This is a genomic window from Trabulsiella odontotermitis, assembly GCF_030053895.1.
Classification (GTDB): Bacteria; Pseudomonadota; Gammaproteobacteria; order Enterobacterales; family Enterobacteriaceae; genus Trabulsiella; species Trabulsiella odontotermitis_C.
Genome location: NZ_CP125781.1, coordinates 4,440,502 through 4,454,277 on the forward strand (window position 1 = coordinate 4,440,502; position 13,776 = coordinate 4,454,277).

The following is a 13,776-nucleotide window of genomic DNA, read 5'->3' on the forward strand; positions in this document are numbered from 1 at the left end:
GGATTCCTTATCAGACCTGAGGTTGCGACAGGGGGCGTATCCGCTTGTGGATCAACCCTGCATTTTCCAGGAGCCAGTACAACAGTTTAGCCATCAGCAGACAGAGACCGAAAACCACAAGGAAAAAGACGACGCGCGAGGCGAAGGAGTCCAGCCCCTCTCGCGCCAGGACAATCATGTTGAAAATCGCGCCGAAGCAGAAACTGTGCAGGATAGCCGCCTTGTAGCGGTTGGTTTCCTGATTCCCCAGCGCATACAGCCAGTCAAACCACTTGATGATAAGCCCGACGACCACCGCGCCCAGCGGGATAAACCAGACGCCGCCCATTACCACCAGCGAGCCGATCAGCGTCGGGGAAATCGCCAGCCCGGAATGGTTGTTCAGCACTTCCCAGGTAAAATAGTTCGCGGTGTTGAGCACCAGGCCGGGGCGATCCGGCCACAGCCAACTCGGGATAAAGACGTAGAAGTCACGCATGACTGGCGCGAGCCCCTGGAAATCGATCTTGTCGTAATTTTGCAGCAACAGCGCGAGGTTTTCCCACGGCGAGAAGGTATCGCGGGTCAGATACAGGAACGTGTAAAACGCTTCATCGCCGCTGACGTTCAGGCCATAGCGTTTCAGCGCCAGCCAGAACATGCCGACAATTCCCAGCACGCCTGCCGCCGCCAGCATCCACAACGAAATCCAGCCGCGAATAATACCGATGAACAGGAAAATGGCGAAGGCGATGATGATATTGGCACGTGTGCCGCCGACGATGGCGTATGTCAGCAAGCCAAACGCGACAGTACTGATGAGGAAAAAGCACCACGCTTTCCAGCCCGGACGCAGAAAATAGACCACCAGCATCGCCGGAATAAAGAAGTAGAAGAAGCGCTTCAACGCCACGCCGGAAACTTCGCTGGAAAAGATCTGGCTGTAAGAGTGCAGCTTAAACAGCAGAAAACCGTTATGCATGAAGAAAGTGCCGACGCTCAGCAACGCAATCCCCATCAGCAACATCCAGGTAAGATGCGCTTCCACCCGGTTAATGGTAAACAGCGGACGGCGTGGCGCCGGTGCTGTGGCAGCGCGCAGGCGCGTTTTATAGGTGACGTAGTAAATGGCGTAGAAGCAGACGGCAGCCAGCAACGTTTGCAACAGGATATCCGGCGGCGCGACGCCGACGTCGAAACGGAATACCAGCGTGCAGGTCAGCGGGAAACCGAAGAAAAAGGTCAGTAAAAACAGCAACGAGAAAAAAACGTTGAAGTTAAAGCGCACGCGACGAAATTCGAAGTACGTCAGCGTGGCGATAAACAACGTCGACAGCAGCCAGACCACGAACAATCCGGTAAATTGCATCAGACTCATGCACGCTCTCCTGCGGCGACACGCAGCGCCTGATGCCACGGCTCAAGATATTTGGGCCGGAAAAACGCGATCTGACTTTTATCAACAGACAGCAACTGCCGCTGCGCCTCGCGCAGTATCTCCGCATTGAGCGGATCGGTAGTGAACAGCACCGGAATATGCTGCTCGGCCATATCCTGCCAGAATGGGTTTTCGCGGTTCAGCACGCACGGCACACCCGCCTGAATCAGCAGACACAACGTGCCGATCCCTTGTTGACGGGCAAAGATGAAATAACCTGCATCACAGCGGCGCAGCAGCGCCAGGTAATCATCAAACGCCATTTTTTCGCTGAGGATGTGCAGATTGTCGCCGCTGAAGAGAGTGAGCCCGGCAGTACGCACTTCCTCAATATAACGCGCATTGTTGGCCGGGTAGCCCATCGGCACAATCACGTTGACCGTATCACCAAACTGCTGATGAACCGCCTTCAGCGCGGCAATGTGTTCATTGCTGGGGTCGCCGGAGTTGCCGACCAGAATCGTCAGCTTCCCTTCCCGCGGCGTTTCATTCGCCATGTGGTTAAGTGCCGGATCCATCCGCGTCGGGAAATAGAGTAACTCACCCGGCACGCGCGGATGCAATTGAGCTAAATAGTTCAGATCGCCCCGCGTCGCGAAAGCGCGCCCGACACGCCCCTGCGCCATGCGGCGCAACGGATAAAACAGACGGAATTTCCAGCCACGGGACACTTCGTACAGATCAGCGCCCCAGATATGCCAGTTAAACTGTTGCGGCTTAATGCCGCCATTTAACAGCGCCAGCCACAGGCCGGTGTTGAACTGCCCGTGAAAGAAGAAGCGCTGGGAACGATCCTGTTTTGCCCGGGCAACCACCGCCTGCGCCAGCGCTTTTTTGCCTGGAAAGAACGTTAATGACAACGCCGGAAATGCGTCGCGAAGTCCGTCCCCGGATCCTGCCACCATAAATTCGCGCGCATGCGCGCTTCCCGCCGCCAGCTCGTCGTTAAAGAAAGCCAGAACGGTTCGGTTATGATGAGGGATATCCGATCCCAGTACGTGTATCAGTGCTGTCATGCCCGCCTGTACCAAAGTAAAAACACGCCACTACAGAGCGCAAAATAAACGATATACGTTGCCATATAGGCCTGTGCCGCCCCCAACGCGCCATGCGACGGGATCAGCCAATGCGAAAATGCCGTCAGCAAGGCAAACTGGCTGATTTCGGTCAGAATATAAAACCGCAGCGACGCTTTGGCGATCACCAGATAGCCATAAACGTAAGCGCCGACTTTCAGTACATCCCCCACCAGTTGCCAGGCAAAGAGATCGCGCATCGCGGTAAACTTCGCTGAAAACAGCAGCCAGATGGCGAAATCACGCAGCAACCAGACGGTAAAACTGGCAGCCGCCACCGCAGGCAGGACGAATTTCAGCGACTTCACGATCTCGCGGGTGATCTCCGCTTTGGCCGTCAGCCGCGAGAGCGTGGGTAACAGATAAACGCTGAATGAAGCGGTGATAAACTGCAGGTAAGCGTCAGAAATACTGCTGACCCCCTGCCAGATCCCTACCTCATCCCAGCTGTAATGCGCCGCCAACAGGTTTCGCATCATTACGTACGCAACCGGCAGCGTCACAGAGGTGATGAGCGCCATCAACGTAAATTTGCCCAGCTGACTTGCCAGCCATTTATCCCACTGCGGTTTGAGATAGCGCAACGGGATCGCGCCACGACGGGAGAGCATGACTGCCGCCGGAATCACGACTAACGCCGGGACCAGCGCCAAGCCGAGCAGCGCGCCCTGATAACCGCCAAAGTAATAGCAGGCGTAGTACGCCAGCACGCCGATAATGCTACCGGTAATGAGCGACAACGCATTGCCCGCCGCATCACGAAAGCCTTTCATCAACGCCAGTAGCAGGTTCGCCCAGGCGATCCCCATCTGCACCAGCGCGACCAGACGCACCAGCCCCTGGTAATGCGTATGACCAAACAGCCCCTGGCTAATCGGCGCGGCCGCCAAGACGAAAATCACCGCCAGCAGCGTGGAAAACCCCAGCACCATGGCTGACGAGGTGCCGACCACTTTCTGCAGTTGATCCGGCGAGTCATGATACTGGGCGACATATTTGGTGACGCCGTTGAAGATCCCGGCGCCCGCCAGCACGCCGAGCACCGTCACCAGTTGGCGAAAGTTACCCGCCTGCCCGACGCCTGACGGCCCGAACGAGACCGCCAGTATTTTAATGACCAGCAGGCCTGCACCGATTTTTACCAACGTGGACGCTGCCGTCCACACCGACGCTTTTGCCAGCGACATATCAGCCGAAGAAGCTCAGTAAAGAGTTAATCACCGTACGCTGGTTAACTGACGACAGGTTATAGAACAGCGGCAGGCGCAACAGGCGTTCGCTTTCGCGGGTGGTAAAACGATCTTCACCGTGGAATTCGCCAAACGCTTTACCCGCCGGACTCGCATGAAGCGGAATGTAATGGAACACCGCGAGGATTTCCGCTTCTTTCAGCCAGCTAATCAGCGCGCTGCGGTCGTCGATGTCGCGCAGCTTGATGTAGAACATATGTGCGTTCTGTTTGCAGTCCGCCGGAATGGTGGGCAGCTCAATGCGCCCGGTTTTCGCCAGCGGCAGCAAGGCATCGTAATAGGTTTGCCACAGCGTCAGACGCTGCTGGTTAATGCGCTCAGCGGCTTCCAGTTGCGCCCACAGATACGCGGCCTGGAGATCAGCCATCAGGTAACTCGAACCAATGTCCCGCCAGGTGTATTTATCGACCTGACCACGGAAAAATTGACTGCGGTTCGTGCCTTTTTCACGAATGATCTCCGCGCGTTCAATTAGCGCGCGTTCGTTAATCAGCGTCGCCCCACCTTCGCCGCCTGCCGTGTAGTTTTTGGTTTCATGGAAACTGAAACAGCCGATATGGCCGATGGTACCCAGCGCCCGGCCCTTGTAGGTCGACATCACGCCCTGCGCCGCATCTTCCACAACAAACAGGTTATGCTTTCTGGCGATGGCCATGATGGTGTCCATCTCACAGGCCACGCCCGCATAGTGAACCGGCACAATGACGCGGGTCTTTTCAGTGATGGCGGCTTCAATCTTCGTTTCATCAATGTTCAGTGTATCAGGGCGAATATCCACAAAGATGATTCTGGCGCCACGCAGCACAAAGGCATTGGCGGTGGAGACGAAGGTGTAGCTCGGCATAATGACTTCATCGCCCGGCTGGAGATCCAGCAGCAGCGCCGCCATTTCCAGCGACGCGGTGCAGGACGGCGTCAGCAACACTTTCGCGCTACCAAAATGCTGCTCCATCCACTGCTGGCAACGGCGTGTGTAACCGCCATCGCCGCACAGCTTGCCGCTGCCCATGGCTGATTGTATGTAATCTATTTCGGTTCCCACCACCGGCGGCGCGTTAAATGGAATCATCTTCTCACCTGTATAGCCAGTAAGCGGTGCTCTCGATACAGGCACCGCTTTGAATGTAACGTTTAAGCGCGGCGGTGTTGCCCATCTGGGTCGCCACCCGCAATGTTGTCAGCCCGCGCTGCTGCGCCCAGTGGATGGCCGCCTGCATCAGTTCAGCCCCGGCACCACGACCCGCCAGCAGCCCGATACGCGCGTCGGTGTCGTTTAACTGCCGCAGCGACACAAAGGCGCGAATATCGCCATTTGCGGCGCGGAACACCAGGCACTGGTGATCAAAAACGCCCTTCACGGCATTTTCAATCCATCGGGCATAGAAGCGCCCGCTGGCCTCCGGCGCATACCAGGGCGCGCGAAAACGGCTTTGGGCAAAGGCCTGCGCCGCCTGCTCGCGCAGCAATGGAATATCGGCGTCGTCGGCAATGTGCGCCTGAGGATCGGTCACGTCGACGACGGGCAGAACCAAATCCACCTCGCCTTCCACCAGCCGGAAATCGAGCCGTTGTAACGCATCCAGCAAATCGGTGCGCTGTGCAGGGATTTTCGCCTGCACTCGCCACCAGCCCACCAGTCTTTCTGGTTTCAGCGCAGGGGCGTCTTCCGTGAAACGCAAAATGGCGCTTTTCACGCCGAAAAATTCATTTTCCCACGTCAGGGGTTCAATACTGGCGCGGACGTGCACGGATGATCTCCAGCAGATACTGACCGTAACCGGTCTTCGCCAACTGCGTGGCAGAGCGTTTTAACGCCTCGTCGTCAAGCCAGCCATTGCGCCAGGCAATCTCTTCCAGACAGGCAACTTTAAAGCCCTGCCGTTTTTCTACCGTCTGCACGAAGGTGCTGGCTTCGATCAAGCTGTCATGCGTACCGGTATCGAGCCAGGCAAAACCACGACCCAGCAGCTCGACATTCAGTTTGCCGGCTTCCATATACATCTGGTTAATGGATGTGATTTCCAGCTCGCCACGTTCTGACGGCTTCACCCGTCTGGCGTACTCAACAACGTTGCTGTCATAGAAATAGAGGCCGGTAACCGCCCATTTAGATTTCGGCTGCTTCGGTTTTTCTTCCAGCGAAATGGCATTGAAGTTATCGTCAAACTCCACCACGCCAAAGCGCTCAGGATCCATCACCTGGTAGCCAAAGATCGTCGCCCCTTCCGTTCGCGCCGCCACTTTGCGCAGTTTCGGGCTGAAGCCCATGCCGAAGAAGATGTTATCCCCCAGCACCAGGCAGGAAGGTTCGCCGTTGAGGAAGGTTTCACCAATGATGAACGCCTGTGCCAGCCCGTCCGGACTGGGTTGTTCGGCATAGTGCAGTTCGATGCCGAATTCAGAACCATCGCCCAGCAGTCGTTGAAAATAGTGCTTATCTTCCGGCGTGGTAATGATCAGAATTTCGCGGATCCCGGCCAGCATCAGCACCGAAAGCGGGTAGTAAATCATCGGCTTGTCGTAAATCGGTAATAACTGCTTCGACACGCCGCGGGTAATCGGATGCAACCGTGTACCGGAACCACCCGCCAGAATTATGCCTTTCATCGATATCCTCTCCCGGCGTTAGCCTTTGAGTCCGAGCCGCTCGCCCTGATAGCTGCCATCTTGTACCTGCCGCCACCAGTTTTCGTTCGCCAGATACCACTGAACGGTTTTCCGCATGCCACTTTCGAAGGTTTCACGCGGCGTCCAGCCCAGCTCACGAGCGATTTTCGCCGCATCAATGGCGTAGCGCAGATCGTGCCCGGGGCGATCGGTGACAAACGTAATCAGCGAGCGGTAGCTGTCGACACCCTGCGGTTTCCGGGGCGCAAGCGCTTCCAGCAAATCGCAAACCGTCTCAACCACCTGCAGATTTTTGCGTTCGTTATGACCGCCAATGTTATAGGTTTCGCCGATTTTACCCGTTGTGACAACAAGATAAAGCGCTCTGGCGTGGTCTTCAACAAACAGCCAGTCGCGCACTTGCTGACCGTTGCCGTAAACCGGTAGCGGTTTTCCCGCCAGCGCGTTGAGGATAGTCAGCGGGATCAGTTTTTCCGGGAAATGATAGGGCCCGTAGTTATTCGAACAGTTGGTCACCAGAGTGGGCAGCCCGTAGGTACGCAGCCAGGCGCGAACCAGATGGTCGCTGCCCGCTTTCGAGGCGGAATAAGGGCTGCTCGGCGCGTACGGTGTGGTTTCGGTAAAGAAATCATCGCTGCCATGCAGATCGCCATACACCTCATCGGTAGAGATGTGGTGGAAACGAAACGCGAGTTTCTTCGCCTCTGGTAACGCATTCCAGTACAGGCGAGCCGCTTCCAGCAGCGTGTAAGTGCCGACGACGTTGGTTTCAATAAACGCCGCCGGGCCATCAATGGAGCGATCCACATGGCTTTCGGCGGCCAGATGCATCACCAGGTCAGGCTGGTGCGCCGCAAATACGCGATCCAGTTCGCTACGGTCGCAGATATCCACTTGCTCGAAGGCAAAACGCGGATCCGCCGCCACTGGTGCCAGCGACGCCAGGTTTCCGGCGTAGGTGAGTTTATCAACCACTACGACGCTGTCTGACGTTTCGTTGATGATATGGCGTACTACGGCTGAACCAATAAACCCGGCACCACCAGTAACCAGAATCTTTTTCAACGCCATACTCCTTTGGTATCCACAATGTAGCGCTGTTGAATGCTTTCCGCGCTCCGCGCTTTAAACGGAGTGTGATCCACCAGCATCACCAGCACATCGGCGTCGTTCAGCGCGTCATCCAGCGTGGCGAGACGGCAAAGTCCTTCCAGCTTTTTCGGTAACTGGTGAATGTTCGGTTCCACCGCCAGCGTTTCGCCGCTGTGCCACTGCGCAATCAGTTGGGTAATTTCCATCGCCGGGCTTTCGCGCAGATCGTCGATATTCGGCTTAAAGGCCAGACCGAAGCAGGCAATCTTCAATTCATTCGCCCGTTTGCCGCTGATGGTCAGGCAATCCGCCACAGCGGCTTTCACCTGGTTAATCACCCAGTGAGGTTTGTGATCGTTCACTTCGCGGGCTGTGCGGATAAGCCGTGACTGTTCCGGATTCTGCGCGACGATAAACCAGGGATCGACCGCGATACAGTGACCACCCACGCCCGGTCCTGGCTGCAGGATGTTGACGCGCGGATGGCGGTTCGCCAGGCGAATCAGTTCCCAGACGTTAATCCCCTGATCGGCGCAAATCAGCGACAATTCATTGGCGAAGGCGATGTTGACGTCACGGAAGCTGTTTTCGGTCAGCTTGCACATTTCGGCCGTGCGGGCGTTAGTGACCACACACTCCCCTTCAAGGAAAATATTGTACAGCTCGCTGGCGCGTGCAGAGCACGCTGGCGTCATGCCGCCAATCACACGATCATTTTTAATCAGTTCGACCATCACCTGGCCCGGCAGCACGCGCTCAGGGCAATAGGCGATGTTAATATCTGCCTGTTCTCCCGCCTGCTGCGGGAAGGTTAAATCCGGGCGAGCGTCCGCCAGCCATTGCGCCATCTGTTCTGTTGCGCCCACCGGCGAAGTGGATTCGAGGATCACCAGCGCCCCTTTCTTCAGCACGGGCGCGATGGATTTAGCGGCCGCTTCGACATACACCATGTCCGGCTCGTGATCGCCTTTAAACGGTGTCGGCACCGCAATCAGATACGCATCGGCGGCTTCCGGGATGGTGGTAGCACGTAAAAAATGCTGAGCGACGGCGGCTTTTACCACCTCGCCCAGTTCTGGCTCGACAATATGAATTTCACCGCGGTTAATGGTGTCTACCGCATGCTGATTGATATCAACCCCCACCACCTTTTTTTGCCGGGAGGCGAACGCTGCCGCCGTCGGTAGACCGATGTAGCCAAGGCCAATCACAGAAATGGTAGAAAAACTCATAGCGTTACCTGATTATTTTTAAGTGCTGTCAAAATACGGCTGCAGGCTTGCCCGTCCCCGTAAGGGTTATGGGCGCGACTCATCGTTTCGTATTCGTCTTCATCACGCAGCAAGCGCGTGACCTCTTCGACAATGCGCTGACGATCGGTACCAACGAGGCGTACCGTTCCGGCTTCCACCGCCTCGGGGCGCTCTGTCATCTCGCGCATCACCAGAACCGGTTTGCCGAGCGACGGTGCCTCTTCCTGAATGCCACCGGAATCGGTCAGGATCAGCCACGCGCGATTCATCAGCCAGACGAAAGGCAAGTAATCCTGCGGCTCGATAAGAATAACGTTATCGATATGACCGAGAATGCGGTTCACCGGCTCGCTCACATTCGGGTTGAGATGAACCGGATAGACAATTTGTACATCGGGATGCTGCGCGGCGATCTCCGCCAGCGCATGGCAAATCTGTTCAAAACCACGGCCAAAGCTTTCTCTGCGGTGGCCGGTAACCAGAATCATTTTTTTGCTGGCGTCGAGGAAGGGATATTGCTCCGACAGCCCGGCGTGCAGCGACGCATCCGTCAGAACGCGGTCGCGCACCCAGAACAGGGCATCGATCACTGTATTACCAGTGACGAAAATCCGCGCATCCTGCAGATTCTCACGCAGCAAATTCTGGCGGGAATTTTCGGTTGGCGCGAAATGCCAGACCGCCAGGTGCCCGGTCAGGGTCCGGTTGGCCTCTTCCGGCCAGGGGGAATACAGATCACCGGTACGTAAACCGGCTTCAACATGTCCGACGGGGATGCGCTGATAAAACGCGGCCAGGCTCGCCGCCACCGTGGTGGTGGTATCGCCATGCACCAGCACCACATCAGGTTTAAACGATTCGAGTACCGGCCGTAAGCCTTGCAGGATACGGCAGGTAATGTCGGTCAGCCCTTGTCCAGGGCTCATAATATTGAGATCGTAATCCGGTACGATGGAAAAGAGGGACAACACCTGATCAAGCATTTCACGGTGCTGTGCAGTTACGCACACTTTCGCCTCGAAGTGAGGATCCCTGGCCAACGCATGTACCAGAGGCGCCATTTTTATCGCCTCTGGTCGGGTGCCAAACACAGTAAGTACTTTCACGTCGATTCTCTTCGATAAGATGATGAGGATCGACTGATCCTCATCACACAAGGTGTATTCACTGAATACGACGTCGCGTCAATGCTACGCCTGCACCGATAAGTGCACCTACAATTCCCCACATCACCATCAGGAAAGCGCGACGTGGGCTATCGCGTTTCACGGGTTCTTCTGGTGTTCGCAAATACCGATAGGTCTGAAAACGAGGATCCAGCGTCGGTCCGACGTTCAGCGTCGTCAGCATAGCGCGGTTTTGATCGTAATCCAGGTCAAAATCCGGCCCCACGGCGCGCAGATTCTCCAGACGCGCCTGTAGCATTGGGCGCCCCAGTAAAAATAGCTCAGAGTCCGGTAATTGCTCGGCGGGAACGTCGGTCTCGCTGCGGGAAATATTATTCTGTTGCGCCACTTTCAGCGCTTCTTCAACGCTGTGGGTTTTACGATCGAAGATAGACTGCGCCACCTCTTCCTGGCGTTTGACCTGCGCCTTCATCTGAATGGTTCTGGCGGCCCAGGCTCCTTTCAGCTCTTCGTTCAGATGGCCCGCCGCGCGCTGGCTGGCAAAAGCCACGTACTGACGCAGCAGGTTATTGGCATCCGCCGCCGTTTCCGCGGTGAGCTTGACGCTGTCGCTGATACTGCGCAGCGCGTCGCCAGGCATAAACTGGATGTCATCGATAAGATCGTCAAGCAATGCGGCGTCAGCGCGGGAGTTTCCCACCATCCGCTGTTTGTAGTAATCCGTCTGGTACCAGAACTCGCGGCGGGTATCCCATGAGGCGAGTTGCATGATGAACTCTTTATAGGCGTCATCCATTACCGACGGCTGGTCGGCCGACGCCATATCGGCTTTCACGTCCAGATTGCGTAAAAACTGCTGCTGGGAGTAATACCCGCCCAGCATGTTGACGGTGGGGCGGTCGGTGATTGCCGTCGCGCTCCACTCCTGGCGGGCAAAGAAAGTGTAACCCAGCGCAATCACCGCAAAGAGTAACGCAATCCCCACAATCCAGAACTTCCCCATCCATAGCGTACGAAACAGACCGCGAACGTCCAGTTCATTCTCCGCGCCGACTGACTGTGCTCCTGGTAATGGTTGAGTCATCACTTCCCCAGCTTTACTTGGTTAAATTAGGATTGTTATCACTGTTCCTGCGCATCCTGCGCTTCAAACGTTTAATGAAACGCGCCACTTTCCAGGCACGCTTAATGCAGTAACCGTACAGGAAAAAGGCTAGCAAGAATAATACCAACATGACCCACTCAGGAACGATATGAGTATATTCTGCAAGTACACCAATTGATGCCAGTAACGCTGCTGAAAGCGTAATAAGAACAAAAGCCTGACGGGAAGTAAAACCGGCACGCATAATCAAATGGTGAATATGCTGGCGGTCAGGTGAGAACGGGCTCATCCCTTTACGCAGACGGCGGTACATAATAGCGACCATATCCATCAGCGGGATAGCAATAATCCACAGCGCGGTGACAGGGCTAATCGGATGGGTTTTGCCCTGGGTAGTTTCCATCAGGATCCAGATGACCGTGAAACCAATCAGCGTACTGCCCGCGTCACCCATAAAGACTTTGTAGCGACGCCCCAGAATACCGAGGTTCAGCATGATGTAGGGCAGTATCGCGGCGATCATCGCGAAACACCACATGGCCAGGCTCTGTTGTCCGTCGAACCAGAGGATCATCCCCATCGCGGCAAACGACACGCAGGATAACCCACCCAGCAGACCATCAATACCATCGACCATATTGAAGGCGTTGATCGCGGCCCAGACGGCAAACAACGTGAGGAAGAAACCAAAAGGCCCGAGCACCAGTTCCCAGGAGCCAAAAATGTAGCCCAGACTGCTCAGGTAGAGTTTGCCGAAGACCATCATTACAACGCCGACGGCAGCCTGAACCGTCGCACGAATTTTGACGCTGATATCAAAGCGGTCGTCAAGCGCGCCAACCAGCACCAGCGCGCCCGCACACATCAGATAGAGTGCGGCATGAGGAATGTAGTAGTTAACGATCCCAAACGTAAAACACAGACCAGCATAAACCGAAATTCCCCCCACCAACGGAATGAGTCCCTGGTGACGTTTTCGGAAGTTTGGTTTATCCACTAAACCGACCTTTTTAGCTACCTTGCGTGCAAAAAAAAGGAACAGGGTTGTGAATAAAAAAATACTGATCAGATCAGCACCTGCAGTCAGCAAATTCACAATAAATGCTCTCAGCAAATAGTAATGGCGAAAGTATACCTACGATGGCTCTTCATCAGAAGAGGAAGTCGGATGAGATTCACCGAATCAGACTGTTTTTTAAACAAAAAAATTGGCCTTACGTCACTGAATCAGATAAATGGTTCTCATCCGCATATTTGAATTAGTTTCCACTGAAGTATGTCCTTAAAAAACAAAAACGCCACGCGAAGCGTGGCGTTTTTCGTTCAGCGCAAATTACGAGCGTTTCATCATGTCGAAGAAATCGTCGTTGGTTTTGGTCATCGCCAGCTTATTAATGAGGAATTCCATCGCGTCGATTTCGCCCATCGGGTGAATGATCTTACGCAGGATCCACATTTTCTGCAGCTCTTCTGACGTGGTCAGCAGTTCTTCTTTACGCGTACCGGAGCGGTTGTAGTCAATAGCCGGGAAGACACGTTTTTCAGCGATCTTACGGGAGAGATGCAGCTCCATGTTACCGGTGCCTTTAAACTCTTCGTAGATAACTTCGTCCATTTTAGAACCGGTGTCGATCAGCGCCGTCGCGATGATGGTCAGGCTTCCGCCCTCTTCCACGTTACGCGCCGCGCCGAAGAAACGCTTCGGACGATGCAGGGCGTTGGCGTCCACACCACCGGTCAATACTTTACCGGAAGCCGGTACGACGGTGTTGTAAGCGCGCGCCAGACGGGTGATGGAGTCGAGCAGAATGATAACGTCTTTTTTGTGCTCAACCAGACGTTTGGCTTTTTCGATAACCATTTCCGCAACCTGCACGTGACGGGAAGCCGGTTCGTCAAAGGTTGACGCAACCACTTCGCCTTTCACCAGGCGCTGCATTTCGGTCACTTCTTCCGGACGTTCGTCAATCAGCAGCACCATCAGCACACAGTCAGGATGGTTGTAAGCGATGCTCTGCGCGATGTTCTGCAGCAGCATGGTTTTACCGGCTTTCGGTGGTGCGACGATAAGACCACGCTGGCCACGACCGATTGGCGATGCCAGATCCAGAACGCGCGCCGTTAAATCTTCAGTTGAGCCGTTACCACGCTCCATGCGCAGGCGGGAATTCGCGTGCAGCGGAGTTAAGTTTTCGAACAGAATCTTATTACGCGCGTTTTCTGGTTTGTCGTAGTTTACTTCGTTAACTTTCAACAGCGCAAAGTAACGCTCACCCTCTTTCGGAGGACGAATCTTACCAGAGATGGTGTCACCAGTGCGGAGGTTGAAACGGCGGATTTGGCTGGGGGATACGTAGATGTCGTCAGGGCCGGCGAGGTAGGAGCTGTCTGCGGAGCGGAGGAATCCAAATCCATCCTGCAATATCTCCAGCACACCGTCGCCAAAAATATCTTCGCCACTCTTCGCGTGCTGCTTCAGGATGGCAAAAATAATGTCCTGCTTGCGCATACGAGCCAGGTTTTCCAGCCCCATATTTTCGCCGAGAGTAATCAGCTCAGAAACCGGCGTATTCTTTAATTCGGTAAGATTCATAATGGTGTGGGTTCTTAAACTCGGGGTAAATCTCGAACTTAATGTTGTGAATGGTATGGCAGGGTCATCCATGCCTGTTTACGGCCATCAACTCACGTCTGTACGCTGCCTGGTTACAGGAAAAAAACGCAGAACTGAAACGACATGACGGAATGAGTGACAAGCCCGGAATTTTTCTGCCTCACGCGTATTGAATACGGGAAGCGTCGGGTAAAACAAGATTCAAACAAAGGTA

12 protein-coding genes are annotated in these 13,776 nt (G+C 55.0%); all 12 read right to left on the minus strand.

Features of this window, described 5'->3' with window-relative positions:
• Positions 1-10 precede the first annotated feature (10 nt).
• Positions 11-1,357 carry an ECA oligosaccharide polymerase gene (gene wzyE, locus QMG90_RS21135; RefSeq protein ID WP_283281693.1) on the minus strand — a complete coding sequence of 449 codons (1,347 nt, stop codon included), beginning with the start codon at positions 1,355-1,357 and terminating at the stop codon, positions 11-13.
• On the minus strand, positions 1,354-2,433 hold the full coding sequence (locus QMG90_RS21140) for a TDP-N-acetylfucosamine:lipid II N-acetylfucosaminyltransferase (protein ID WP_283281695.1): 1,080 nt from the start codon (positions 2,431-2,433) through the stop codon (positions 1,354-1,356). Before QMG90_RS21140 ends, wzyE begins: the two co-directional genes overlap by 4 nt.
• Positions 2,430-3,680 (minus strand): lipid III flippase WzxE, encoded by a 1,251-nt coding sequence (wzxE, locus tag QMG90_RS21145; protein ID WP_283281697.1) that lies wholly within the window; start codon positions 3,678-3,680, stop codon positions 2,430-2,432. Before wzxE ends, QMG90_RS21140 begins: the two co-directional genes overlap by 4 nt.
• A gap of 1 nt (position 3,681) precedes the next feature.
• Positions 3,682-4,812: a dTDP-4-amino-4,6-dideoxygalactose transaminase gene (rffA, locus tag QMG90_RS21150; RefSeq protein ID WP_038160407.1), complete on the minus strand. Its 1,131-nt coding sequence runs from the start codon at positions 4,810-4,812 to the stop codon at positions 3,682-3,684.
• 4 nt (positions 4,813-4,816) lie between these two features.
• On the minus strand, positions 4,817-5,491 hold the full coding sequence (gene rffC / locus QMG90_RS21155; protein WP_283281699.1) for a dTDP-4-amino-4,6-dideoxy-D-galactose acyltransferase: 675 nt from the start codon (positions 5,489-5,491) through the stop codon (positions 4,817-4,819).
• Positions 5,469-6,350 carry a glucose-1-phosphate thymidylyltransferase RfbA gene (rfbA, locus tag QMG90_RS21160; RefSeq protein ID WP_283281701.1) on the minus strand — a complete coding sequence of 294 codons (882 nt, stop codon included), beginning with the start codon at positions 6,348-6,350 and terminating at the stop codon, positions 5,469-5,471. Before rfbA ends, rffC begins: the two co-directional genes overlap by 23 nt.
• Positions 6,351-6,368: 18 nt before the next feature.
• Entirely contained in the window at positions 6,369-7,436 is a 1,068-nt protein-coding gene (rffG, locus tag QMG90_RS21165) for a dTDP-glucose 4,6-dehydratase (protein WP_283281703.1), read from the minus strand.
• The gene (gene wecC, locus QMG90_RS21170) at positions 7,433-8,695 is read right to left on the minus strand and encodes a UDP-N-acetyl-D-mannosamine dehydrogenase (protein WP_283281705.1); all 1,263 of its coding nucleotides are present in this window, start codon (positions 8,693-8,695) and stop codon (positions 7,433-7,435) included. The genes rffG and wecC overlap by 4 nt, the downstream gene beginning before the upstream one ends.
• Complete coding sequence (wecB, locus tag QMG90_RS21175; RefSeq protein ID WP_283281707.1) at positions 8,692-9,822, minus strand: non-hydrolyzing UDP-N-acetylglucosamine 2-epimerase; 1,131 nt, start codon at positions 9,820-9,822, stop codon at positions 8,692-8,694. The genes wecC and wecB overlap by 4 nt, the downstream gene beginning before the upstream one ends.
• A 58-nt stretch (positions 9,823-9,880) precedes the next feature.
• Positions 9,881-10,927 (minus strand): ECA polysaccharide chain length modulation protein, encoded by a 1,047-nt coding sequence (gene wzzE, locus QMG90_RS21180; RefSeq protein ID WP_049847164.1) that lies wholly within the window; start codon positions 10,925-10,927, stop codon positions 9,881-9,883.
• A gap of 13 nt (positions 10,928-10,940) precedes the next feature.
• Complete coding sequence (gene wecA, locus QMG90_RS21185) at positions 10,941-12,044, minus strand: UDP-N-acetylglucosamine--undecaprenyl-phosphate N-acetylglucosaminephosphotransferase (protein ID WP_054180987.1); 1,104 nt, start codon at positions 12,042-12,044, stop codon at positions 10,941-10,943.
• A 237-nt stretch (positions 12,045-12,281) separates the two neighbouring features.
• Positions 12,282-13,541, minus strand: a complete 1,260-nt coding sequence (gene rho / locus QMG90_RS21190; protein ID WP_038160391.1) for a transcription termination factor Rho — start codon at positions 13,539-13,541, stop codon at positions 12,282-12,284.
• Positions 13,542-13,776: the final 235 nt, after the last annotated feature.

Excerpts from the sequence above, each read along its gene's own strand:
- wzyE (WP_283281693.1), bottom strand. The coding sequence starts at position 1,357 with ATGAGTCTGATGCAATTTACCGGATTGTTCGTGGTCTGGCTGCTGTCG.
- QMG90_RS21140 (WP_283281695.1), bottom strand. The coding sequence starts at position 2,433 with ATGACAGCACTGATACACGTACTGGGATCGGATATCCCTCATCATAAC.
- wzxE (WP_283281697.1), bottom strand. The coding sequence starts at position 3,680 with ATGTCGCTGGCAAAAGCGTCGGTGTGGACGGCAGCGTCCACGTTGGTA.
- rffA (WP_038160407.1), bottom strand. The coding sequence starts at position 4,812 with ATGATTCCATTTAACGCGCCGCCGGTGGTGGGAACCGAAATAGATTAC.
- rfbA (WP_283281701.1), bottom strand. The coding sequence starts at position 6,350 with ATGAAAGGCATAATTCTGGCGGGTGGTTCCGGTACACGGTTGCATCCG.
- wecC (WP_283281705.1), bottom strand. The coding sequence starts at position 8,695 with ATGAGTTTTTCTACCATTTCTGTGATTGGCCTTGGCTACATCGGTCTA.
- wzzE (WP_049847164.1), bottom strand. The coding sequence starts at position 10,927 with ATGACTCAACCATTACCAGGAGCACAGTCAGTCGGCGCGGAGAATGAA.
- rho (WP_038160391.1), bottom strand. The coding sequence starts at position 13,541 with ATGAATCTTACCGAATTAAAGAATACGCCGGTTTCTGAGCTGATTACT.